23 protein-coding genes are annotated in these 24791 nt (G+C 58.9%); 21 read left to right on the forward strand and 2 right to left on the reverse strand.

Translation table 11 applies throughout. The features are described 5' to 3' along the window. Positions 1-281: 281 nt before the first annotated feature. Positions 282-890, forward strand: coding sequence for a thermonuclease family protein (locus tag ACXAG8_RS15875; protein ID WP_475228546.1), 609 nt, complete (start codon positions 282-284; stop codon positions 888-890). Positions 891-1155: 265 nt separating this feature from the next. Here ACXAG8_RS15875 and ACXAG8_RS15880 read toward each other — a convergent pair whose 3' ends face one another. Then, a complete protein-coding gene (locus tag ACXAG8_RS15880; protein WP_475228553.1) occupies positions 1156-2166 on the reverse strand; it encodes a sterol desaturase family protein in 1011 nt (336 codons plus the stop codon). 11 nt (positions 2167-2177) lie between these two features. Next, complete coding sequence (locus tag ACXAG8_RS15885; protein ID WP_475228557.1) at positions 2178-3218, reverse strand: LacI family DNA-binding transcriptional regulator; 1041 nt, start codon at positions 3216-3218, stop codon at positions 2178-2180. A gap of 156 nt (positions 3219-3374) precedes the next feature. Here ACXAG8_RS15885 and ACXAG8_RS15890 point away from each other — a divergent pair, with 156 nt between their 5' ends. The 20 genes from ACXAG8_RS15890 (at position 3375) to iolB (ending at position 24249) form a co-directional block, all read left to right on the forward strand. Beyond that, entirely contained in the window at positions 3375-4403 is a 1029-nt protein-coding gene (locus ACXAG8_RS15890) for a sterol desaturase family protein (protein WP_475228560.1), read from the forward strand. An 89-nt stretch (positions 4404-4492) separates the two neighbouring features. Further along, on the forward strand, positions 4493-5467 hold the full coding sequence (locus ACXAG8_RS15895) for a substrate-binding domain-containing protein (protein WP_475228564.1): 975 nt from the start codon (positions 4493-4495) through the stop codon (positions 5465-5467). A gap of 75 nt (positions 5468-5542) precedes the next feature. Then, entirely contained in the window at positions 5543-6562 is a 1020-nt protein-coding gene (locus ACXAG8_RS15900; protein ID WP_475228569.1) for an ABC transporter permease, read from the forward strand. 4 nt (positions 6563-6566) lie between these two features. Then, on the forward strand, positions 6567-7604 hold the full coding sequence (locus ACXAG8_RS15905; protein WP_475228573.1) for an ABC transporter permease: 1038 nt from the start codon (positions 6567-6569) through the stop codon (positions 7602-7604). A gap of 52 nt (positions 7605-7656) precedes the next feature. Further along, the gene (locus tag ACXAG8_RS15910; RefSeq protein ID WP_475228581.1) at positions 7657-8610 is read left to right on the forward strand and encodes a substrate-binding domain-containing protein; all 954 of its coding nucleotides are present in this window, start codon (positions 7657-7659) and stop codon (positions 8608-8610) included. Between the two features lie 68 nt (positions 8611-8678). Then, entirely contained in the window at positions 8679-9758 is a 1080-nt protein-coding gene (locus tag ACXAG8_RS15915; protein ID WP_475228585.1) for an ABC transporter permease, read from the forward strand. 12 nt (positions 9759-9770) lie between these two features. Beyond that, positions 9771-10595, forward strand: coding sequence for an ATP-binding cassette domain-containing protein (locus ACXAG8_RS15920; protein ID WP_475228590.1), 825 nt, complete (start codon positions 9771-9773; stop codon positions 10593-10595). A gap of 88 nt (positions 10596-10683) precedes the next feature. Next, positions 10684-11688, forward strand: a complete 1005-nt coding sequence (locus tag ACXAG8_RS15925; RefSeq protein ID WP_475228596.1) for a Gfo/Idh/MocA family oxidoreductase — start codon at positions 10684-10686, stop codon at positions 11686-11688. Next, on the forward strand, positions 11685-12644 hold the full coding sequence (locus ACXAG8_RS15930; protein ID WP_475228599.1) for a sugar phosphate isomerase/epimerase family protein: 960 nt from the start codon (positions 11685-11687) through the stop codon (positions 12642-12644). The genes ACXAG8_RS15925 and ACXAG8_RS15930 overlap by 4 nt, the downstream gene beginning before the upstream one ends. An 11-nt stretch (positions 12645-12655) precedes the next feature. Beyond that, positions 12656-12967, forward strand: coding sequence for a MocE family 2Fe-2S type ferredoxin (locus ACXAG8_RS15935; RefSeq protein ID WP_475228602.1), 312 nt, complete (start codon positions 12656-12658; stop codon positions 12965-12967). Positions 12968-12970: 3 nt separating this feature from the next. After that, positions 12971-13744, forward strand: coding sequence for a TIM barrel protein (locus tag ACXAG8_RS15940; protein ID WP_475228605.1), 774 nt, complete (start codon positions 12971-12973; stop codon positions 13742-13744). Next, entirely contained in the window at positions 13745-14935 is a 1191-nt protein-coding gene (locus ACXAG8_RS15945) for an NAD(P)/FAD-dependent oxidoreductase (RefSeq protein ID WP_475228607.1), read from the forward strand. An 18-nt stretch (positions 14936-14953) separates the two neighbouring features. Beyond that, the gene (locus ACXAG8_RS15950; protein WP_475228611.1) at positions 14954-15772 is read left to right on the forward strand and encodes a 3-methyl-2-oxobutanoate hydroxymethyltransferase; all 819 of its coding nucleotides are present in this window, start codon (positions 14954-14956) and stop codon (positions 15770-15772) included. After that, positions 15772-16800, forward strand: a complete 1029-nt coding sequence (locus tag ACXAG8_RS15955; RefSeq protein ID WP_475228617.1) for a Gfo/Idh/MocA family protein — start codon at positions 15772-15774, stop codon at positions 16798-16800. The genes ACXAG8_RS15950 and ACXAG8_RS15955 overlap by 1 nt, the downstream gene beginning before the upstream one ends. Positions 16801-16821: 21 nt before the next feature. Next, the gene (gene iolG / locus ACXAG8_RS15960) at positions 16822-17817 is read left to right on the forward strand and encodes an inositol 2-dehydrogenase (RefSeq protein WP_475228622.1); all 996 of its coding nucleotides are present in this window, start codon (positions 16822-16824) and stop codon (positions 17815-17817) included. A 43-nt stretch (positions 17818-17860) separates the two neighbouring features. Beyond that, positions 17861-18748, forward strand: coding sequence for a formyltetrahydrofolate deformylase (gene purU / locus ACXAG8_RS15965; protein WP_475228628.1), 888 nt, complete (start codon positions 17861-17863; stop codon positions 18746-18748). Positions 18749-18757: 9 nt separating this feature from the next. After that, positions 18758-20671: a bifunctional 5-dehydro-2-deoxygluconokinase/5-dehydro-2-deoxyphosphogluconate aldolase gene (locus tag ACXAG8_RS15970; RefSeq protein ID WP_475228631.1), complete on the forward strand. Its 1914-nt coding sequence runs from the start codon at positions 18758-18760 to the stop codon at positions 20669-20671. After that, a complete protein-coding gene (iolD, locus tag ACXAG8_RS15975) occupies positions 20668-22530 on the forward strand; it encodes a 3D-(3,5/4)-trihydroxycyclohexane-1,2-dione acylhydrolase (decyclizing) (RefSeq protein ID WP_475228635.1) in 1863 nt (620 codons plus the stop codon). The genes ACXAG8_RS15970 and iolD overlap by 4 nt, the downstream gene beginning before the upstream one ends. Continuing rightward, positions 22530-23432 (forward strand): myo-inosose-2 dehydratase, encoded by a 903-nt coding sequence (iolE, locus tag ACXAG8_RS15980; RefSeq protein ID WP_475228640.1) that lies wholly within the window; start codon positions 22530-22532, stop codon positions 23430-23432. Before iolD ends, iolE begins: the two co-directional genes overlap by 1 nt. Positions 23433-23442: 10 nt before the next feature. After that, positions 23443-24249: a 5-deoxy-glucuronate isomerase gene (gene iolB / locus ACXAG8_RS15985; protein ID WP_475228645.1), complete on the forward strand. Its 807-nt coding sequence runs from the start codon at positions 23443-23445 to the stop codon at positions 24247-24249. The last annotated feature ends 542 nt before the right edge of the window (positions 24250-24791 follow it).

Genomic DNA, 24791 nt, shown 5'->3' on the forward strand with positions numbered 1-24791 from the left:
CTTCGTGGAAGCACGGAGACAGATCGCGAAAGGCCGAAGAAATGCGCAAGACGATCAATGCACTTATCCGCGCTGACAGGGCACTGCAGAAATTGATCGAGTGACCCGGCACGGCCTCGCAAGCAAGGCAAAGCAGTCGTTCGAGCGAAGTGCTTGGATGGCTGATTACGCAGTGTCGGGTTCTTTTGGCTGAAAATCGCAAAAACATGACCTCCAATCGAATGCAGAAATCCCAGCCTTTCCCTTAATCCTCATAGAAGCGAGACAAAGGGAACGTGAAGTTGGAATTCGTCATCGGCATTATCGTACTTGCCGGCGTGGTTCGCCTAGTCGCCGTTGTCGCGCGGCGTGACGATGTAATTGAGCCATTCGAACCCTCGACGCACAAGCCTAAGAAAACCCGTCCAAGCAGTCCCAATCGCAGCACCACACGACATACAAATCGCTTTGATGAGCGTGCTGCAACACACTTGCGAAAGCCGCGTATTATTTCCGGCTTGGCCTGGATTACGGATGGAGACACCATAACAATCCAAAAAACACAAATCCGCCTGTTTGGTATTGATGCACCGGAACTAACGCATCCGTATGGGCAAAAAGCCAAGTGGGCGCTGCACAAGCTATGCAAGGGGCAAACGATCCGAGCCGAAGTTACAGATGTAGATCATCACGGACGCACCGTCGCCAAATGTTATTTACCCGACGGCCGAGATCTTTCTGCGGAAATGGTCAAGATCGGCTTGGCAATTGACTGGCCAAAGTACTCCGGAAGAAAATACACGCATCTGGAAATGCCCAATGTCCGCAAAAGGCTCTTCCTCGCGGACGCCCGCCAAAAGGGTCACATGGACTTATGGTATCAGTATGAGGTTCGCCAGCGGAAGGGGTGAGTACATTCGTTGTACTCGCCATCCTTAAACCGTTCGACCCTTGCAAGATCACGCAACGAAGGTGTGCTTTGTCCGCACAGCAGACACTGATCGACTCACCCCGAATGACCGCTCTGCGGACTTTTCTGCCGTTCGAATTCTTTGACCCAAGGTCCGCTTTGTGCGCTTCGCGACCGAGCAAAAAGCATATGTTCGCTGCTGGGGTGAAGGTGTCTGGATTACGAAAGCGGTCATTGGCGGAGCGATTTTCGCGACATCCAACCGCTCACCCATTCCCTTTCATGGTCGCCGCAGACTTTTTCCTTTTGAACCGCTCTTTCATGAGCCGATCACCTTCCTGCGTTCCGTCATGCCAGGTGCCCATCCATTTATCGAAAGGCAGGGCTCCGTCGGCGTAATTCACCTCAAAATACTTGTGGTGCAGGTAATGTGCATAGGCATGCGTATTCATGGCGGTCCTGTCGCCCAGTTCGATCTTGTCGAACCCAATATGACCGATCACTGCCCCCGTTCCGCTGATCTGCAGATGATAGAGAATCAAGAGGGGATGAGAGGTCACGACCAGATGGATGAGCGTTCCGGACCAATACAGCAGATGCTCGAGCGGGTGCATCGACAGGGACGACCACGGACTTGGGTTGATTGAGTTGTGATGGACCGAGTGCACCCATTTGTAGAGGCGCGGCATATGGGTTAGCCGATGGACAAAATAGAAATGCGCCTCGTGCAGAAGCGGCAGAAGGAGCGCAAAGGCGGCAAGCCAGATCGGATTACTGCTCCATGCTCCCCATGGCCTGATGTTGTTTGCCCAAGCCCAGAGCAGGACCACCTCATAGGCAGTCCAGATGGGCAGACCGCTGAGGAATGTTCGCAATGCGTTGTCGATGCCCTGGTTGCGAAACCAGAAGACGTCGGACGGGTGGTCCGCCGGAAATCTCGCGTTGTATTTGAAGCGATTGCCCTGTCTGCGTTTGATGTAGAGGCGGAGCTCGAGCACACCGAAAAGTATCAGAATCAATGTGGCGTTCCGCAGGAGGAGAAAGCCAATCCAACCCATTTCAAAGGTTTGCAGGTTTTCTCGGCTCGGGGTGAGCCAGAGCCAGAAGACGGTGGCCAACGCGAAGAACAGAGCATTCCAGGGCAAGAGGTAGCCCGGTATCCATTTCAGAATGCGTGCAAGACTCCACGGTGTATCGAGCAGCGGGCCGACGATAAGCGGCGCATTGGGTCGCCAGTTTCCGCGCTTGTCTCGAGAGCCAAATTCCAGATCATCCATGGGGCCAGGCCTCACACGTTCTCGGAGGTGTAGATTTCAAAGCCAAGCGCGACGCGTTGCGCGCCGGCGTCTGCTCCGGCTTTCTTGGCCTTGATCAGCGTGGTGATCGTCTCGCGCGCAAAGGTTTCCATCGGGTGCGAAATCACCATCGTGAGCGTGCCGTCAATGAGGGCGGCGCGGGTCTCGTCGAAAAGCTCATAGCCGACTGCCACAAAGTCGTCCCGCGTCGAGGTATCGCGGAGTGCTGACAAGGCACCCGTGATGCCGCCCCCTGAAATGAACAGCCCACAGAGATCGGGATGTTCCTTGAGAAGCTTCTCTGTGAGTTCGCGCGCGGCGGCGGCAGACTCGTAGGTCGCAAGTGGTTCCAACAGTGTGAAGTCCGCATTGTGCTCGCGAAAGTAGGAGCGAAACCCGCTCTCATTCATTTCCTGATTTCGGTAGCGGAAGTTCCCAAGCAGGACTCCAATCTTCCCCGGGTCGCGTACAATTTTGTCAAAGGCCCAGGCGGCGGTCCGACCTACCTTCCAGTTGTCGAGGCCGATGAAGCTGACATTGCCTGTGGCGGAGAGCGGGGCAATGAGACTGGCGACGGGAACTCCGTTTGCCATGACCTTGTCGATGGCATCGGCGACGATGGGGTGTTGCGCGGCAACAAGGGCGACGGACTCGCAGGTTTCTCCCATGGCAATGAGCCGTTCCGCGACCCGCTCGGGCGAAAGGTCGTCAAGGTATTCCAGAGTGAGGTCTACGGTGTCTTGGCGCCCGGCCTCTGCAGTCATCACCTCGCCGAGGTTGGCATAAAACCGTCTCGATTGCTGTTGCAGAAGAATTCCGATTCTGTGTGTTTGGCGATGCGCGCTGACCGCATGTTGAATGGTTCCAACGCCATAAAAACCGATCTCCTGAGCCGCGCCCAGAACACGCTCGCGGGTCGGTGCACGGACCGACTCAGGCTGATTCAAGACCCGGTTCACCGTTGAGACGGAAACACCGGCGGCAGTGGCAAGATCCGGGATTGTAGGGCGTTTCACGAGGAGTTTCCATCTCATTTCGTTTCAAAAAGGACGTCTCATGAGCTGAAATGAGACGAAATGTGTAACATGATTTAGATATTCTTGATTTGATCCATGTCAAACTGTCAACAAAAAAAGAGTGAAATTGGCGGACCGCAGGTTGTGTCCGTTGCTCACAAGGGAGGGGACCACATGGACGATCTGGAATACGGAACCCGGGACAAGCGCGGCAACTGGACGCCGAACGCGACTCTTGAAATTGCCCCCTTCTGGCGCGGCAAGTGGGACCAGATGGGCCATTTCCTGAAGGACTACATCTGGCCATGGAACGCCTTCCACATGGCCACGGCGCTACTCTATTGGGTTTTCGTCATCCCCGATGTCGAAGTGATGAAAACGATCTCTTGGGGCTGGGCGCTCTATCTCTTCGCGGTCAACGCGATCGGGATCTTCCTGCTCTACGGCGCGATCGAGCTATTCTTTTACGTCAAGCGCAAGCAGGAAACCCGGTTCAAGTACAACGCCAAGTTCCCGTCCGAAAATCCGTCTGACGTCTTTTGGTTCAAGAGCCAGAACCTCGACAACTTCCTGCGGAGCTTCTTCGTCGGCATTCCGATCTGGACGGCGGTCGAAGTTGTTATGTTGTGGTGCTTCGCCAACGGCTACCACGTTTTTGGCTGGCTCGATTGGCAGGACAACTGGGTCTGGCTGATTGCGCTGACATTTCTTGTGCCTGCGATCCACGAGATCCACTTCTTCTGCATTCACCGGCTGATCCATACGCCAACGCTCTATAAGTGGATTCACTCGGTCCATCATAACTCGATCAACCCAAGCCCTTGGTCGTCCCTGTCGATGCACCCGGTCGAGCATCTGCTCTATTTCGGTGAAATCGTCTGGCACCTGATCATCCCGTCGAACCCGATCGTGATGATGTTTAACAGCCATGCTGTAGGCTATGGAGCGCTGAACGGGCATATCGGTTTCGACAAGCTTGAGATCACGGAAGATACGCCGCTCGATAGCCACGCCTACGCCCACTACCTGCATCATAAATATTTCGAAGTGAACTACGGCGCCGATGGCCTTGTGCCGCTCGATAAGTGGTTCGGCTATTGGCACGACGGCTCGAAAGAAGCCGACGAGGCGATGAAAGCCCGGTTCCGCGCCAAGAAAGAGCGGATGAAGGCGAAACAGGCACAAGCAACACTGGCTGAATGACTGTGTTCCGGGTGTGCAGAGGAGGCACGCCCGGCGACCTGTAGCCAAAAAACCGCCGCGACGTCGGCACCAAAGGGGAGGAGACCCAAATGAAACTGACCAAAGTCCTTGCAGTGACCGCTGCTGTTGCCATGAGCGCGACCTTCGCAGTCGCACAAGATGGCGGACCGAATATCTTTGTTGTCGGCGGCAAGCCCGACGATCCGTTCTGGTCGCGCGTCAAGCTCGGTGCCGAGCACGCGGGCAAGGTCGCCGAAATGCACGGCGGCTCGGTCACATGGCTTGGTCCGCAGAACTATGACAACCTCGGCCCGGATGCCGCGGAACTGATCCGTCAGGCCATCGACCAAGGCGCTGACGCCATTGTTGGCCCGAACTGGGTCCCTGAAGCCATGGACCCTGCTTTCCAGGCCGTCGTTGATGCGGACATCCCGCTGGTCATCTATAACGCCGGTGGCATCGAAGCTGCTGATCGTCTGGGCGCGATGAACTATGTCGGTGCCGTAGACTACAAATCCGGCGAGGCAGCTGGTATCTATCTTGCCGAAGCAGGTCAGACCAACGGTGCATGCGTGAACACGCTGCCGGGTGCGGCCAATATCGAAGCTTTCTGCAACGGCTTCAACGACGGTATGGCCTCTGCTGGCGGGACCAGCTCTGTTCTGCAACTGCCTGCGACCGCATTTGGCGACAGCACCGCAGTGGCACAGGCAGTGCGCGCGCACCTGCTGCAGAACCCTGACATCAACGCGCTGTTCGCGATTGGCGATCAGGATACCAACGCAGCAATCAGCGGCATCCAGCAGGCAGGCAAAGCGGGTGAAGTTCAAATCTGCGGAATGAACTTCAATGACTCGATCCTTGCTAACATCCAAGCCGGCACCCAGGCCTGCGCAATTGACCAGCAGGGCTACCAGCAAGGGTTCTTCGCAACGTCGATCCTGATCAACCACGTGCAGTACGGCACTACGATCCCAACCCGTGAGATTCTCACCGGCCCGGGCATCGTCGATTCCAGCAACGTTGATCTGGTGATCGCAGGCGTCGAAGCCGGCGCACGCTAATCCTCCCAAGTGGTCGCCCGGTCAAGGCTGGGCGGCCACACCAAACCTCAGAACCTCAGTCGTGGATCCCTACAGATGACGTCCCAGACACAAACCAGAGCAGCGCGCTTTTCGCTCGGCGCACTCGCCCGGCGCCCGGAGACCGGATCGCTGATCGGTTTCGTTGTCGTGTTCATATTTTTCGCTTCTCTTGGCGGTTCGGTTTTCATGGGCGCCCCCGGCTGGTCAAGCTGGCTGAACATAGCCGCCGAGGTGGGCATCATCGCCTTGCCGGTTGGGCTCTTGATGATTGCGGGTGAATTCGACATTTCGGTCGGTTCGATTGTTCCGGCATCGTCCATGATGACTGCGATGCTTGCCGGCCACTACGATCTGCCAGCGCTGGTTGCCATCTGCGGAGGTCTCGGCGTCGGTTTGCTGATCGGCTTCATCAACGGCCTACTGGTCACGCGCACAACCATTCCGTCGCTCATTGTGACCATCGGGGTCATGTTCGCGGTGATGGGGCTTACGCTTGGGTTTGCGGTGCTGATCAAGGGCTCGACCTCTGTGTCTTACGTGCCGGCACCTCTGGCAAAGACAATGCTCGGCCAGTTCATCAACTTCATGTTCAGCGTGACAATCTTCTGGTGGCTCGGGTTTGCGGCAGTCTTCTTCTACGTGCTGCACATTTCTCCCATCGGGAACTGGATCTTCGCCGTTGGTGGAGATCGGGAAAGCGCGCGCAATGCGGGTATTCCGACCGCCCGTGTCACCATCGGCCTATTCATGGCGTCGGGCTTTTGTGCGGCCTTCGTCGGTGTGGCCCAAGTCATGACCTACCAGCAGGCCCAGGTTGCCGGCGGTCAGGCGTTCATCTTCAACTCGATCATGTGCGTGGTGATTGGCGGGGTTCTCTTGACGGGTGGGGCAGGGTCCATCGTTGGCATTCTTCTGGGCACGATGACGTTTGCAGTCGTCAATCAGGGCGTCTTCTTTGCATCTCTCGATCCCAACGTCGGCTCGATCATCGTCGGTGCGCTGCTGCTGGCAGCGGTCCTGTCCAACGACACGTTCCGGGCACTCGCCCTGAGCGCCGCGGCGAAGAAAGGGTAAGGCAATGCTGACAGATCTTCTTCGACGCCCTGCTGCCGCATCCGTTCTCAGTTTGATCGGCGTGCTCGCGTTTTATGTGGTTGTCGGCGGGGTCGATCTCGGAACACTGTTCGGTGCGGCAAGCTGGGTCAACTATGCAGCCCGCATCGGCATCGTCGCGCTGCCGGTCGGTCTTCTGATGATCTCGGGTGAGATCGACATATCCATCGGCGCCATGATCCCCGCGGGTGCCATGACGACGGCGATCATTTCGGGGCATTACGAGCTGCCGATCATCTTCGGAATTTTAGGCGCAATTGGCGTGGGTGTGATCGTCGGCACCATCAACGGCGTTTTGGCGGTGCGGACGAATGTGCCGACGTTGATCATTACTCTGGCGACTTTGGTCGGCATGCAAGGCGTAGTGCTGGCTGGCTCAAAGCTGCTGACGGGCAGCGCGTCAGTACCTTTGACTGCCCCGGACTGGGCCAAGACGATCTTTGGCCAACTCATGTTTGGTGGCTCCCACCAGGTCGTCATTATCTGGTGGGTGATTTTTGCGGTCATCTTCTGGTTCATCCTGCATCAGAGCCGCTTTGGTAACTGGATTTTCGCAATTGGCGGCGACCGGGAGAGCGCGCGCAATGCAGGTATTCCAGTCGACCGTATGACCATCCTGCTGTTCATCGGAACAGCAACAAGTGCTTCTTTTGTCGGCATGTGCCACGCCATGCTGTTCAACTCGGCTCAGGTGTCGGGTGGCATGAATGACATCTTCAACATCATCGTCAGCGTTGTTGTCGGCGGTGTGCTTCTGACAGGGGGCTTTGGGTCCGTGCCCGGAATATTCGTCGGCACGTTGACCTTTGCCATCGTCAACAAGGGCATCGATTTCACCGCTATCGACCGCAACTGGTCGAACCTGATCATCGGGGTGATGCTGCTGGTGGCCGTCGGGATGAACGAAAGCTTCCGAAAACTCGCGCTGAGCGCCGTTACCGGCAAAGGCGGGAAATCCAAACAGAATGCGCCCCGAGGGGCAGCTAACGGGCAAAGTGCCTGAACCAAAATGTCGACCCGTCTGGAGGGACGGGCTTAATAGGGAGGAACTCGACATGAAACTAACCAAAACACTTGCAATGACAGCGACAGCTGTCTGCATGGCCACCGGCGCGTTCGCGCAGGATATCGCCGTGATCGCGGGCTCCATTGAAGATGCTTTCATGGACAAGATCCAGAAGGGCGTTGATGATGCGACCCACATGGTCGAAGCCAACGGCGGCTCTGTGCAGTATCTGCGCACGCAAAACTATGAAAACTTCGGCCCTGACCTTGTGACCCTGATCAACCAGGCTGTTGCACAGGGCGTTGACGGCATTGCGATCCCGGTCTGGGTTCCGGATGCTCAGATCCCCGCGCTTCAGGCTGCAGCTGACGAAGGCATCGTCATCATGCAGTACAATTCCGGCCTGCCGGTTAAGGATGACATCGGCGCTGTGAACTACTTCGGTTCTGACGAATACGCGGCCGGCTTCGGTGGCGGCAAGTATCTGGCTGAGAACGGCGCGACCCACATTCTGTGCCACATCCAGGTGCCCGGTGCGATCAACCTCGAAGAACGTTGCCGTGGTGTGACCGATGGAGCCACCGAAGCAGGTGCAACTGTGACCGTTCTGAACACGCCCGCAAACCTCGACGGTGACGTCACGGGTACTGCCGAGGCGCTGAAGGCGGAATTCATTGGTGATCCTTCGATTGACGCAATGGTGTCCTGTGCCGACTTCGGTGCAGCCGCGGGTGCCAATGCCGTCGAGCAGACCGGCCTCGACATTATGGTCTCTGCCTTTGACTTCTCCCCGGCATCGCTGGAGCGGATTCAGGCTGGTACCCAGACCATGGCCATCGACCAGCAGCCCTACCTACAGGGCTTCCTGGCCACGTCCATGCTGTTTGCGCATCTGAAGTTCGGCACCGAGATCTCTACGGATCCGGTCCTGACTGGCCCTGCAATCATCGATGCGTCCAACGTTGACGCAGTGATTGCTGGTGCGGCTCTGGGCGCACGTTAATCCAACGCGATCCTCGGCCGGTCAGATCGGCCGAGGATCATCCACTTTAAATTTGGGACATCGAAGCAATGGCTGACAGCACCACCAAACAAGACACAAAGGCGAACGGAGGCTTTTCATTCCTGAGCCTGTTCCGTCGTCCAGAGGCCGGTGCCGCCGCTGGTTTCGTCCTGATTTTCATTTTCTTTGCCTATTTCGGCGTGGATAAGAACTTTCTGACCGCGCTTGGGTCTTCGACCTGGCTCAACTTTGCGTCCAAGGTTGGGATCATTGCCATCCCAATCGGGTTTCTCATGATTGCAGGTGAGCTGGACATTTCAGTGGGCGCCATGATCCCCGCGGGAGGTATTGTTCTCGCCATGTCGGTTGAGATATTCGGCTTTAACATCTGGCTCGCTGTTTTGATGAGTTTTGCCGTGGCTGCTTTCATCGGCTGGGTCAACGGGATGCTTGTTACCCGGACACAAGTGCCGTCGCTGATCGTGACACTGGCGACTTTGTTCGTCGTGGCAGGTCTGAATGCATACATATCAAAGCAGATCGCTGGAACGACGCAGCACAGTTTGCCCGACGCCGGCGTCGTCTCAGAATTCCTGATGGGGGACTACCATTCCTTGATCTTGGGCGAGGGTGACGGTGCAATCACCATCTTTCGTAGTCTGCAAAGCTCCTTCTTCATCTGGATCGCAGTTGCAATCGCATGTTTCTACGTTTTGCACATTTCCCCTTGGGGCAATTGGATATTCGCTATGGGCGGTGACCAGGAAAGCGCGCGCAATGCCGGCATCCCTACCAACCGCCTAAAGATCGCTCTCTTCATGCTGTCAGCGATGGCTGCTGCCCTTGTCGGAATGACCGAGGCCGTCTTGGCGAACACTGCAAGTACAACGACTCAATTCGGGATGATCTTCAATACGATTATCTGCGTCGTGGTTGGCGGTGTTCTTTTGACAGGCGGTTTCGGTACCGTGACCGGTACGATCTTCGGGACACTCACCTTCGGCATCGTCTTCCAAGGGATCAACTTCACGGCCTTCGATAAAGACCTCAATATGCTGTTCATTGGAACGCTTCTGCTGGTGGCGGTCCTGATGAACGACACATTCCGAAACATCGCAACCAACGCGTCAACCACGAAGAAAAAGTAGAGGACCAAGTAGATGTCAGACAAAACACCTGTTCTGGAAATGAGAGGCGTCGACAAGAGCTTTGGGCCCATCGACGTTCTTCACGAAATCACTCTGAAAGTGAACGAAGGCGAAGTCCTTTGTCTGCTTGGCGATAACGGTGCCGGCAAGTCCACGCTGATCAAGACGCTGTCAGGCGTGCATGCACCCACCAATGGCGAGATGCGCATGGACGGCAAACCGGTCAGTTTCGCAAACCCGCGCGAGGCGCAGAGCATGGGCATCGCAACTGTGCACCAGTTCGGCGGAACCTATCCGTTGATGTCCATTGGCCGGAACTTCTTTGCCGGGGTTGAGCCCACCAAGGGTTTTGGTCCTTTTAAGGTGTTTGACCGCGCCAAAGCCAACCGGATCGCGGTCGAAGAGGTCCAGAAGATGGGCATCACCCGCATCACGGATGGTGACCGCCTTGTTGGCGGCCTCTCGGGTGGTGAACGCCAGTCCCTCGCGATTGCCCGCGCGGTGTATTTCGGGGCGCGCGTTCTGATTCTTGATGAGCCAACGGCGGCCCTTGGTGTGAAGCAAGCCGCTCACGTGCTGCGGATCGTGAACGAGGCCAAGCGGCGCGGTCTGGCGGTGATTTTCATCACGCACCAGGTCATGCACGCGATGGCGGTGGGCGATCACTTCGCGGTTCTGATCCGCGGTGCCATCGCCGCCGATTTCCGCAAGGGCGACAAGACCCGCGAGGAGATCGCTGACCTGATGGCCGGAGGGGAGTCCATGGCCGATCTCGAGGCGAACATCGAGGGCTACATGGAGACCCACGACGGCCACGTGCCCGAACCAGCACATTGATTATGGACCGGGCGCCAGGGCGTCCGGTTGCAGAGAAAACAACCTGACGGGCGGCATCGTAACCAGCCCGATATCTGTGGAGACTGACGTGACAACGAGAATAGCTGTAATCGGCGCGGGACTAATGGGTGCCGACCATGCCGGGATCGTGGCCCAGGACATGCCCGGTGCTGCGCTTCAGCTGGTGTGCGATATGGATGCGGGTCGCGCGCGGGCGGTCGCCGATACGCATGGGGCGGTTGATATCGCGACAGATCCCGAAGCGGCCATTTCGCGCGATGATGTGGACGCAGTGATTGTCGCCTCACCGGACGTCACCCATGCGCCACTCTCGAAAGCCTGCATTGCCGCCGGCAAGCGCGTGCTGTGCGAAAAGCCGCTGTCGCAGAACCCAGCCGAATGCATGGAGGTCATGGCCGCCGAAGAAGCGGCAGGCGCGCGCCATGTCATGCTGGGTTTCATGCGGCGCTACGATCAATCCTACGTCGAGATGCGCGCGGCGCTGCAAGACGGCACGCTTGGCCGCGCGTTGATGATGCACAATTTCCACCGCAACGTGGAAACGCCTGCCGCCGATTTCACCGGTGCCATGGCGATCACCAACTCGGCGCCCCACGAGTTCGACGTGGTCCGCCATGTGCTCGGCACCGAATACGCCAGCATCACCGCTCACCAGCCCAGGCGTTCTGACGACCGTGTCGCCCCCGTGGTGATGGTGCTCGAGACGACCGATGGCCAGCTTGTCACCATCGAGATCAACAACAATGCGGCCTATGGCTATGACGTGCGGGCCGAGCTTGTTGGCGAGGTGGGGAGCGTGGCGATGAATAATGTCGCCTACACGCGCACAGACATGAAACTCAGCAACGCCACCCGCTACGACGCCGATTGGCGCACGCGCTACCGCGAGGCCTATGTGCGCCAGAACCGCGATTTCCTGCGCTTCGTTGAAACCGGCGTCTTTCCCGAAACGGCCAGCGATTGCTGGGACGGATACTGCGCGGCGAAGGTTGCCGAGACGGGCGTAAAGGCACTGGAGACAGGCACCAAACAGGCGGTCGAGATGATCGCGAAACCGGAGTTCTACGCATGAAGCTGGGCTTTGTAACCGACAGTCTGGGTGGGATGTCTTTCACCGAGATGATGGACCACGCTGCACGTATGGGCGTGTCTGGTGTCGAGGTGAACACTTGCGGCTGGTCCACCGCGCCACATTGCAAAATGGACGACTTGCTCGGGAAGCCCGATGCTCAACAGGCGTTCAAGGCCGAGTTCGACCGGCGCGGCCTTGAGGTCATCAGCTTCAACGCCAACGGCAACCCGCTGCATCCGACCGATCCCAAACAGGGCGAAGACCTGAAAAAGACCATCCGTCTTGCGGGTGAGATGGAGGTGAAGACCGTCTGCACTATGTCGGGTCTGCCTGCGGGCTCGGCCAAGGACATGATGCCAAACTGGGTCGTGTCGTCCTGGCCACCTGAGACGCAAGAGATCCTGCGCTACCAGTGGGAAGAGAAACTGATCCCGTTCTGGACCGAGGTGGTCCAACTGGCCAAGGACAACGGCGTCGAGAAGATCGCACTCGAACTTCACGGCAACCAGTGTGTCTACAACGTTCCCTCCCTGAGAAGACTTCGCGAGGCGGTCGGGCCCATCATCGGGGCGAACCTCGACCCCTCGCATCTTTTCTGGATGGGGGCTGATCCGCTCATCGCCGCCGAAGCCCTTGGCGAAGCTGTTTACCATGTCCACGCCAAGGACACCTTCCTGAACGCCCCCGTGCAGGCCACCACAAGCCTGTTGGAGAACGGCTCGCTCATGGACATCCCGGCACGCAGTTGGTCCTACATCACGCTTGGTTTCGGTCATGGCGAGGAATGGTGGCGGCAGTTCTGCTACCGGCTGAAGATGGGCGGTTATGACGGTTGGCTGTCGATCGAGCACGAGGACGTCCTGCTCAACTCGCTCGAGGGGCTGGAAAAGTCCGTCGAGCTTTTGAAGGGCGTGATGCCCTCCGCACCTGCTGATTTTAAACCACAAGACATCTGAGGAGAGATGCCATGGCCGATTGGGTAGATGCCTGCGCCGCAGACGATATCGACGAAGAAGATGTAATCCGCTTCGATCATGGATCGCGGACTTTCATCATCGTGCGGGACCACGAGGACAATTACTACTGCACCGACGGGCTGTGCACCCATGAGGACGTGCATCTTTCTGACGGCCTCGTTGTCGAGGCGACGATCGAATGCCCTAAACATTCGTCGATCTTCGATTGCACCAATGGCGAAGTGGAAACGCCGCCCGCCTGCGAAAACCTGCACACCTATCCCACCAAGGTCGAAGGTGGCCGGGTGTTCGTGGAGATCTGATCGATGCCGTTCCAACTCGCCGCCTGCGCGGAAATGCTCTGGCAGGACAAGCCCATCCATTGGCGTGCAGCCCGACTGCACGAGATGGGCTTTGGCGTGGGACTTTGGAACTGGCCAGCCTGGGATCTGGACGCGCTGGAGAAGACAGGTGCTGTCTTCACGATCATGAACGGCTACCTCGAAGGGCGTCTGGCCGATGCGGAGGGGGCCGACGTGCTACTGAAATCTGCGCGGGAGACAGCGCAGGTTGGAAAGCGGTTGGGCGCACACCGGCTGAACTTGCACGGCACCGGCCTTGGCGACCTGGGGATCCCCATTCAGCAGATGGCCCATGTCGCACCCGGCATGTGGCTACGCGCTCGCGATACGCTGCACCGCATTTGCGATCTGGCTGAAGAGGAAGGTGTGACCTTCACGCTGGAAAACCTTAACCTGCGTGAACATCCCGGCTGCCCATTCAATTCGACGGCGGATGTACTGTCGCTGGTAGCCGCCGTGGACCGGCAGCAGTTACGCATCAATCTCGATCTCTACCACACCCAAATCGGTGAGGGCGACGTGATCCGCCACGCCAAGGCCTGCCTTCCGTGGATCGGTGAGATTCAGGTGGCCGACAATCCAGGCCGGTGCGAGCCGGGCACGGGTGAGATGAATTGGCCCATGATCGCGCGGGCTCTGGCTGACATGGGCTATGTCGGTCCGGTCGGAATGGAAGCCTTCGCAAAGGACAACCCGGAAGACGCATTGGCCTCCTTCCGGGCTGCGTTCACGGTGTAGATGATGGAGCGGATTGTCATCATCGGCGCAGGGGAGTGTGGCATCCGAGCTGCCTTCAGCTTACGCGAACAGGGCTTTTCCGGCACCGTCACGCTAGTGGGCGACGAGCCTGCGCTGCCTTATGAGCGACCGCCGCTTTCCAAGGGTAAAGACGGCGCATTGAAGCCGATCCGGCCAGAGGAAGCCTACGCCGAGGCGGGAATCGATCTTCTCAGGGGCATGCGTGTGGATCGTATCGACCCAGCGTCACGATGCGTCTTTCTTCAGTCAGGCGAGAGCCTGACCTATGATGCGCTCCTGCTCGCAACTGGGTCACGTGCGCGGCTCTTCCCGACGATGGAGGGATGCCTGACGCTGCGAACCGATGCGGACGCAGATGCGATTTTTCAGAGCGTGAAACCCGGATCGACGATGGGGATCATTGGTGGCGGGTTCATCGGGCTGGAACTTGCCGCGGTGGCCAGCGGGCTGGGCGCGGAGGTGACCGTCTTCGAGGCAAGTGATCGTCTTCTGGCCCGCGCTGTCCCTGCAAAAATCGCGGGTATGGTCGCCACCCGGCACCACGCCGAAGGCGTCACGATCCGCACGGGCGTTAACGTGTTAGCAGCGACTGGCTCGACGGTTTCGCTGTCGGACGGGGAGACCCTGATATTTGATCAGGTTGTTGCAGGCGTCGGGTCAGAGCCGAATACCGAACTGGCCGAAGCCGCCGGGCTGGACGTCGATAACGGCATCCATGTGGACCACAATTTCAGAACATCCGATCCGCACATCTTTGCAGCAGGGGATTGCTGCAATTTTGACTGGCGCGGCGCGCGCATTCGTCTGGAAAGTTGGAAAGCTGCACAGGACCAGGGCGCCTTTGTCGCGAGTGCGATGTTGGGCAACGCGGGCAGCTATGGAAGCGTGCCGTGGTTCTGGTCTGACCAGTACGATCTCACGCTGCAGGTCGCTGGGCTATTCGATCCGGCCCTGGCGATCACCCGGCGACCAACCGAGGACGGTCAGTGCATCGTCTTCCAATGCAACGCACAGGGGCAGCTTTTGGCGGCGGCTGGCATTGGACCGGGTAACAGCATCGCCAAGGACATTCGTATTTTCGAGAAACTGATCGAGCGCGGTGCGCCGCTCGACCCCGGCCTGCTGGCCGACGCCTCACAGAATATCAAACGGCTGCTTCGGGCAGCCTGAACGACAAGGAAGACAGCCATGTATCATAACCGCCCCCACGTCGAAGACATTCGCGCCATGAAGAAGCGCGGCGAGAAGATCTCCATGCTCTTCGTCACAACGCCCGAGGAAGCCGCTGCAGCCAATGCCGCCGGCATTCACATGCTGTCGATCGAGGGCAAGTTCTTCGACGCCGAGATGCGCGAAGCTGCCGGTGATTGCTTTGTGCAAGTTGGGCTCCCTTATGGCGGCTGGGGCCGTTTCGAGGGCCGCCCAATCGCCACCGGTGAGGACTACCTGCGCGCCGCGTTCCACTATGCCGGGATTGGTGGCGATGCGTACTATTGCTCGGCCAGCTACGACATACAGAAGCTGCTCTGTGACAATCACCTGCCCGTCGTCGGCCATATCGGTCTGATCCCGTCCTACATCACCTGGACTGGCTGGCGTGCAGTCGGAAAGACGGCGGATGAGGCCGAGGCACTCTGGCGGCACACCCAGATGCTGGAAAAGATCGGTGTCTTCGGGGCGGAACTGGAGGTCGTGCCAGATCGCGTTGCAAAGTTCCTGACGGAAAATTCGTCTCTCATCATGTTGGGTATGGGCGCGGGCAAATATGCCGATGCACAGTACCTCTTCACCGAGGATGTCTGCGGCTACGGCAAGAACCACAAGCCGCGCCACGGCAAGGTCTATCGCAACTTCGCGCCTGAATTTGAGCGCTTGCAAAACGAGCGCATCGCGGCGTTCAAAGAATACAAGGCCGATGTGGATAGTGGCGGATACCCCGCTGCCGAACACACCGTGCCGATCAAGGATGACGAGTTCGACGCCTTCATGAAAAAGGTGCAGGGCTGATGCTCAGGATCGGTTGCGTCGGCTACGGCACGGGCGGACAGCATTTTCACACGCCGTTCATCGCGGCGGCGGAGGGTTGCGCTTTGGCGGGGATCGTCGCGCGGGCTGAAGCAACGGTCGCCAAGGCGCGCGCCGACTGGCCCGATGTGCCGATCTTCCCGAGCCTGACCGCGATGATCGAGGCTGGCGTGTGCGACGCGGTGACGATCACTACACCGCCGCAGACGAGGCGGGAGCTGGTCCTCGAGGTGATCGCGGCCGGACTGCATGTGATCGCCGACAAACCCTTCGCACCAAATTACGACGCCGCAATGGAACTGGACGCGGCGGCGAAGGCTAAGGGCGTGACGCTGGGCGTCTACCAGAACCGCCGGTTCGATGCTGATCTACAGACCCTGAAAAAGATCATCGATGATGGTCGGATCGGCAAAGTCTGGCGGATCGAAAGCCGTATGGATCAGGATAGCGCCGAAACAATCGAACGGGGGCCGACAGGTGGACTTTTGCGAGACCTTGGCAGCCATGTCGTCGATCAGATGGTCTACCTTCTAGGACCTGTTGCGTCGGTCGATGCCCAACTTGATGCGTTCGATTTCCCGGAAGGCCTCACTGATGTCAGCTTTACCCTGACGCTACGCCACACAAGCGGTGCACACAGCCACGTTTCGGCCTGCAAGATGAACTTTATCGACGACCGTGAACTGCGCGCCATCGGTGATAAGGGCAGCTATGTGTCCAAGACCATCGACATTCAGGCGCAGGACATTTTTGCGGGCAAGCGGCCCGCTGATGATCTGGCGGCCTGGGGCTACGAGCCCGAGGCGAACTGGGGCACGCTGCGCACCGAAAAAGGTGCAGAGCGCATGCCGTCCGAACAGGGTCGTTATCACGACTATTACACGGCATTTGCAGCCGCTGTACGAGACGGCACCCCGCCTCCCGTGACCGCTGAGACCGGCGCACGCACCTTAGCCATTCTCGATGCCGCGCGCCAAAGCGCCGCCGAGGGTCGGTCCATCTCACTCTGACAGGCAAGAAAGACGAGCCACATGTTGAAAGTAGGACTACTAGGGGCAGGAAGAATTGCGGGCGTTCACGCCACCGCCATCTCAAGCCACACGGACAGCACGCTGGTTGCCGTTTCGGACTATGTCGCGACCAATGCCGAGACCTTGGCGGCGCAGTATGGCTGTGCCGTGCGCACGACGGAGGAGATCATCGCCGACGGCGAGATTGACGCTGTGCTGATCGCCACGTCGACCGACACCCATTCCGACCTGATCGAGGCCGCAACGGCTGCGGGCAAGGCGGTGCTTTGCGAAAAGCCGGTGGACCTCAGCCTAGAACGCGCGCGCGCATGTCAGGCTAACATCGCGGGCCACGGCCAGCCGGTGATGATCGGGTTCAATCGTCGGTTTGACCCAAGCTTTGGGGCGCTGAAGGCGGCGCTGGATGCGGGCGAGATCGGCAAGCCCGAGCTTCTGTCCATCACGTCGTTCGATCCGGCCCCGCCACCTGTGGCCTACATCAAGGTCTCGGGCGGGCTGTTCCGGGACATGATGATCCATGATTTCGACATGGCGAATTTCATCATGGGCGAAGCGCCTGTTTTGGTCATGGCAACCGCCTCCTCCATTGTCGATCCTGCGATAGGCGAGGCCGGAGATGTGGATACCGCCGTGGTCACGCTCACCTATGTCGACGGACGCATTGCCGTCATCAAGAACTCCCGCCGTGCGGTCTATGGCTATGACCAGCGGGTCGAACTGCTGGGGTCCGAAGGCCTTCTTCAGGCCCAGAACATGCTGGAAAATACCGTGGTCAAGTCGACAACTGCCGGCGTGACCGGGGCAAAGCCGACCTTCTTTTTCCTGGAACGCTACATGCCCGCTTATGCCGCCGAATGGGCCGCCTTCGTGGCGGCCATTACTGACAAGAGCCCCATGCCGGTGACCCTCGACGATGGTGTCGCGGCGCTTGCCATGGCCGAGGCGGCGACACGCTCGGCCAAGACCGGCGCACCGGTCGGCTTGGTCGATCTCTGACAGGCCAAACCAAAAACTGAAAACGAAGAAAGACTGATACGACATGAAGACCGGCCTCGCCCTTCGCGTTCGCTGCAAATCCCGCCGCGGGATCGTCTCGGCGATCTCGACCTTTCTGGCGGAGCAGGGATGCAACATCACCGACAGCGCGCAATTCGATGATGCCGAAACGGGATCCTTCTTTATGCGTGTCAGCTTCAGGTCGGAAGAGGGCAGTGGCCTCGACGATCTGACCGAGGCCTTCGCCCCCGTCCGCGACAACTTTGACATGGATGCCGAGTTCTTTGACGAGGCGACAAAGCGCAAGATAGTCATCATGGTGTCCCGCTTCGGGCATTGCCTGAACGATCTGCTGTATCGCTGGCGGATCGGGGCGCTGCCGATCGACATCGTGGCCGTGATCTCGAACCATATGGACTATCAGAAAGTCGTGATGAACCACGACATCCCGTTCCACTGCATCAAGGTCACCAATGAAAACAAGCCAGATGCAGAGGCGCGGATCATGCAGGTCGTCGAAGACACCGGCGCAGAGCTGATCGTGCTGGCCCGCTACATGCAGATCCTGTCCGATGCGATGTGCCGCAAGATGTCCGGGCGGATCATCAACATCCACCACTCGTTCCTGCCGTCGTTCAAGGGGGCCAATCCCTACAAGCAGGCCTTCGAGAAGGGTGTGAAGCTGATCGGGGCGACATCACATTACGTCACCGCCGATCTCGACGAAGGTCCGATCATCGAACAGGACACGATCCGTGTCACACACGCGCAATCGCCAGAGGATTACGTGTCGCTTGGGCGCGATGTCGAAGCGCAGGTCTTTGCGCGGGCCATCCATGCCCATGTGAACGGCAGGGTCTTCTTGAATGGAAACAAGACGGTGGTCTTTCCGCCGTCGCCGGGCTCCTACGCCTCGGAACGCATGGGTTAGGAGGCAGACATGTCCAAGACACTTGATCTTATCACAATCGGCCGGTCCTCGGTTGACCTCTACGGAGCGCAGATCGGCGGGCGTCTGGAGGATATGGGCTCGTTCGACAAGTATATCGGCGGATCGCCCACCAACATTGCCTGCGGGACGGCACGGCTGGGGCTGAAGTCAGCGGTGATTACAGGCGTCGGTGACGAACACATGGGGCGGTTTATCCGCGAGCAGCTGGAACGCGAAGGTGTGAATACAGCGGGCGTCAAGACTGACCCCGACCGGCTGACGGCGCTCGTTCTGTTGGGCATTCGAGATCAGGAACAATTCCCGCTCATTTTCTATCGCGAAAACTGCGCCGATATGGGGCTGACCGTTGATGACATCGATCCCGACTTCATAAAGAGCGCCCGTGCCATTGTGGCGACGGGTACGCATCTGAGCCACCCACAGGTCGAAGCGGCGATCATCAAGGCGCTGGAGATTGCGCGCGAGGCGGGTATGCAGACCGCACTCGACATCGACTACCGCCCGAACCTCTGGGGGGTTGCGGGGCACGGAGAAGGCGAAAGCCGTTTTGTCGAAAGCGCAGCGGTGACAGCAAAACTGCAATCAACGTTGCATCTGTTCGATTTGATCGTCGGCACCGAAGAGGAATTTCATATCGCGGGTGGGACAACCGACACCATCACGGCCTTACGGGCAGTGCGGGCGGTCTCAAAGGCTACTCTTGTCTGCAAGCGCGGCGCGGCAGGCGCGGCCGCCTTCACAGGCGGCATTCCTGACAGTCTCGATGACGGTCAGGCCGGGCCCGGGTTCCCGATCGAGGTGTTTAACGTGCTTGGGGCAGGGGATGGCTTCATGTCTGGCCTGCTCAAAGGCTGGCTCGATGGGGAGGATTGGCCGACAGCATTGAAATACGCCAACGCCTGCGGGGCGTTCGCTGTTAGCCGTCACGGCTGCACCCCGGCTTATCCCTCCTGGGAAGAGCTTCAGTTCTTCTTCCAGCGCGGTATCAAGCGTCCTGATCTGCGCAATGATGCAGAGCTCGAACAGGTGCACTGGGCGACCAACCGTGCGGGCGACTGGTCGTCGGTCAAGACATTTGCCTTTGACCACCGCCTCCAACTTGAAGAGATGGAGGGCTACACGCGCGAAAAAGGGTCTGCGTTCAAGGAATTGTGTCTCGACGCGGCTTTGAAGGTGCAAAACGGTCAGCCGGGTTACGGCATCCTTTGCGACAATCGCATCGGGCGATCCGCGCTTCACCGTGCCACTGGCTCAGGTCTTTGGATCGGTCGCCCGACCGAGCTTCCCGGATCGCGGCCAATCGACTTCGAGCCCGAACTGGGCGAAGATCTTGGTCGCCTGCGGGAATGGGCGCGGGAAAATGTCGTCAAACTACTGGTTTTCTGCCATCCCGATGATGACGAGAAGGCTGCGAAGATGCAGATCGCGCGGGTCAAGCGGCTGTTCACCGCAGCGCGGCGAAACGGGCTGGAGTTCTTGCTTGAAATCATTCCGTCGAAGGTTGGCCCGGTGGACGACACGACCTCGGCGACCTTGATCCAGACCTTTTATGACGCGGGCGTCTATCCTGACTGGTGGAAGCTGGAGCCGTTCAAGACAGACGCGGCCTGGGCCAATGCCACAGCCGCTATCGAGCGCAACGATCCGCGAACGCGCGGCATCGTGGTTCTGGGACTCGACGCCCCCGAGGCGGAACTGGCTGCCAGTTTCGCGCTGGCCGCTAAACAGCCTCTGGTCAAAGGCTTCGCCGTCGGCCGAACGATATTCGGTGACGCTGCCCGCGCTTGGCTGTCGGGCAAGATGACAGATGATGAGGCCATCTCCGAAATGACAGAGAACTACGCGCGCCTGTGCGGCATTTGGGACAAGGCCCGCAACCAAGCCACGGAGGACGCGGCATGACAACAACGATCCGACTGACCGCCGCGCAGGCGCTTGTTCGCTATCTTACGGCCCAACTGACCGAAAACGGTGAGCCGTACATCGCAGGTGTCTGGGCGATATTCGGTCATGGCAACGTGGCGGGACTGGGCGAGGCGCTTTATGCCTCGCGCGATGCGATCCCGACATACCGTGGCCATAACGAGCAAACCATGGCCCATGCCGCGATTGCCTATTCCAAGCAACTGGCGCGCCGCCGTGCCATGGCGGTGACGTCGTCCATCGGGCCGGGAGCCACGAACATGGTGACGGCCGCGGCGCTGGCCCATGTGAACCGCCTGCCGGTCCTGCTGTTGCCGGGCGATGTTTTTGCGAACCGCGGCCCGGACCCGGTGTTGCAACAGATCGAGGACTTCGGCGACGGGACGGTGAGCGCGAATGATGTCTTTAAGCCTGTCAGCCGGTATTTCGACCGGATCACCCGGCCCGAGCAACTTTTGACGGCCTTGCCGCGCGCCTTCCGCACACTGACCGATCCGGCGGAGTGCGGGCCGGTGACGCTGGCTTTCTGCCAAGACGTGCAGGCCGAGGCCTATGACTATCCTGTCAGCTTCTTCGAGCCGACGACCTGGCATCAGCGCCGCATCCGCCCAGATGCAGATGAACTCGCCCGCGCGGCCCGCGCGATCATGGCGGCAAAGCGCCCGGTGATCGTTGCTGGAGGAGGCGTACACTATTCTGGCGCAACCGACGCGCTCGCGGCGTTTGCCGAGGCGCACAACATGCCGGTGGCCGAGACCCAGGCCGGCAAGTCCGCGCTGCCCTGGGATCATCCGTTGAACCTTGGACCAATCGGCGTGACGGGTGGGGAACCTGCCAACGCCATCTGCGCGGAGGCCGATCTGATCCTCGGCATCGGCACGCGGTTCCAGGATTTCACGACTGGCTCTTGGGGGCTCTTCGCCAATCCAGCGCGCCGCATTATTAGCCTGAACGTGCAGGCCTATGATGCGATGAAACACGGCGCGCTTCCAGTGCTGGCAGATGCCAAGGTGGGTCTCGCTGATCTGTCATCAGAGCTTGAGGGACAGCCCTTTGACACCGATGCTACGTCGCTGAAATCCAGCTGGTTCGCGAAGGTTGATCCGATCACGGCGGCGCCGGATGCCTCAAGTAGCGAAGCGGTAGGCAATCAAAACAGCAATGCCCTTCCAACCGATATGCAGGTCATCGGGGCCGTCCAGCGTGCAGCGAACGAAAACACCGTCGCCATGTGCGCGGCGGGCACCATGCCGGGCGAGTTGCACAAGCTCTGGAAAGCGGGACGGCCAGGCTCATACCATATGGAATACGGGTTCTCCTGCATGGGCTACGAGATTGCCGGGGCCATGGGCATCAAGATGGCGCAGCCTGAGCGCGATGTAATCTGTTTCACCGGCGACGGCACCTATATGATGGCGAATTCCGAGATGGCGACGGCGGCCATGATGGGCATTTCCTTCACCGTCGTGGTAACAGACAACCGCGGCTACGGGTGCATCAACCGGCTGCAAATGGGCTGCGGCGGGGCGGAATTCAATAATCTGCTCGATCACGCGATTGGCGGTGAAAATTCCAACATCGACTTTGCCAAGCACGCTGAGGCGATGGGGGCCGTGGCCGTCAAGGTCTCGAGCATCGCGGAACTGGAAGAGGCGCTTGCAAAACGCGAGGGCATCAGCGGACCCTACGTGGTCGTCATTGATACCGATCCCTATCCCTCGACTGAACCGGGCGGCACTTGGTGGGACGTGGGCGTGCCGGAAGTCTCGGACCGGCCAGAAGTCAATGCGGCCTATACCGGCTACGTCGAGAACAAGAAAGCGCAGAGGGCAGACTAGTGACCGTCAAGATCGGTATCTCCCTGATAGCCTGGCAGAACGATGACTTGCCGGAGCTTACCGCGACCTTCACCACCGAAGGGGCGATGGAGGATGCCGCGCGCATTGGATATGCGGGCGTCGAGCGGGGTCGTCGAATGCCTGCCGACACCGAAGGGCTACGCGCCTATCTGGACCGGTATGGCGTGGCGCTGTGCGGCGGGTGGTGCTCAGGCAACCTGATGGTCAACGATCTTGCCACCGAGCAGGCCGCGATCCGCGAGCAGGTCGAACAATTCGCCGCACTCAGGGCCCCATGCATCGTCTATGCGGAGTGCTCAAATACCGTCCAAGGGGATCAGGGCACGCCCGTCTCGCGCCGGCCAAAGCTCTCTCGCGATGACATCATGGCCTATGGTGCCAAGCTGTCTGATCTGGCGAAATGGTCCGCAGACCAAGGGGTTGTTCTGTGCTACCATCACCACATGGGCGCCATGGTGCAGGACGCCGAAGACATCGACTGGCTGATGTCGGGCTCCTCCGAGGATCTGACTCTGCTTTTCGACACCGGTCACCTGCATTTTGCCGGGGCCGATCCCTTGGCGGTGCTGGAAAAATGGGGGCACCGGGTTCATCACGTCCACTTCAAGGATGTTCGCCAGCCGGTGCTGGACTGGGTGCGCACTGAGGACAAGAGTTTCTTGGATGGCGTTGCGGCGGGCGTCTATTCGGTGCCGGGCGACCCCGAAGGCTGCATCGATTTCCAGCGCATAACCGACAAGCTAAAGGCGATCGATTACTCCGGCTGGATTGTCGTCGAGGCCGAGCAGGATCCGGCCAAGGCGCCGCCCTTTGAGTATTCCAAGCTTGGATATGAACACATCATTGAAATCTGCGGCCGTTCTGGCCTGACTATAGGCTAGGGAGGCCCACATGCCCGATCTTCTTCGAAAACCCTTCGGCACACGTGGCAAGGTTCACCAGATCACCCCGGAAAGTGCGGGCTGGCGCTATGTTGGCTTCTCGCTCTATCACCTCAAAGCGGGAGATAGTGCAGCAGAGGCCACGGGCGATCGTGAGGTCATCCTCGTGATGGTCGAAGGCAAGGCTGCGATCACCGGCGCTGATCAGGCTTGGGGCGTTTTGGGCGAGCGGATGGACGTCTTTGAGAAAACCCCGCCACATTGCCTGTACCTGCCAAACGGCACCGAATGGGAAGCAAAGGCCGAAACCGATTGCGTTTTGGCTGTTTGTTCCGCGCCGGGGCAGGGGCGGCACCAGGCGCGGCGGATCGGTCCGGATGGCATCACCCTGACCGAACGGGGCAAGGGGACTAACACGCGCCGCATCAACAACATCGCCATGGAGAACGAGGACTACGCTGACAGCCTGCTGGTCACAGAGGTATTCACGCCGGCAGGTCACTGGTCCAGCTACCCGAGCCACCGTCACGACGAAGATGATTTTCCGCGCATCACGTATCTAGAAGAGACCTATTATCACCGCCTGAATCCGGCTTCTGGCTTCGGCATTCAGCGCGTCTACACCGACGATGGCGGGTTAGATGAGACGATGGCAGTCTCGGACGGTGACGTGGTCCTCGTCCCGCGAGGCCACCACCCCTGCGGCGCGCCCTACGGCTTCGAGATGTACTACTTGAACGTAATGGCCGGTCCTCTGCGCAAATGGCGGTTTGTGCCCGCGCCCGAGGTTGAATGGATCATGGAAAGCGATGGTTAGTGATCTGGAGGTGTGGTCACTAACCGCAACGCGGTGTGTGACTGTAGCCGAAAATGTGGCGCTCAGGGTCGGTTATGGGGCTGACTTTGCGATAGCCAATGGCAGCCATGTGCGGTTCTCGCCCGTTCACGTACTTTGCAGCATCCGTCAATTTGGGCTCGAAGCAGTCGTTTGCTGCACTTTGCGCGAGCGTCTGTTATATTACGTCTTACCGGTCGTTCTGTCATACTCGAACCTGAGGCTTTGGAGCGTCAAATTCTATGTTCAGTGTGGTATATTTGGTGGTATGGATCTTGTAGATAATGTTATTATTAATATTTAACACGTAGTTACGAAAAATATATAGTTGCTCCTCAGTCCGCCATTTGGTTAAGTGTCAGGCGACACAGAGTTCTGCTTCCAGCCACAGAACCTTGCCATTTTCGCCTCACTTCCTTCGTCCTGCATTCAGAATGAATTCGTTGATCCCGACTTTCGTTCGGGAAGTTCAGAGCTGATTTGCAGATCAGACGCAGAAGGCGCCTGTTCCTGTTGATCTGCCG

The organism is Ruegeria sp. ABD4_443, from assembly GCF_056160865.1.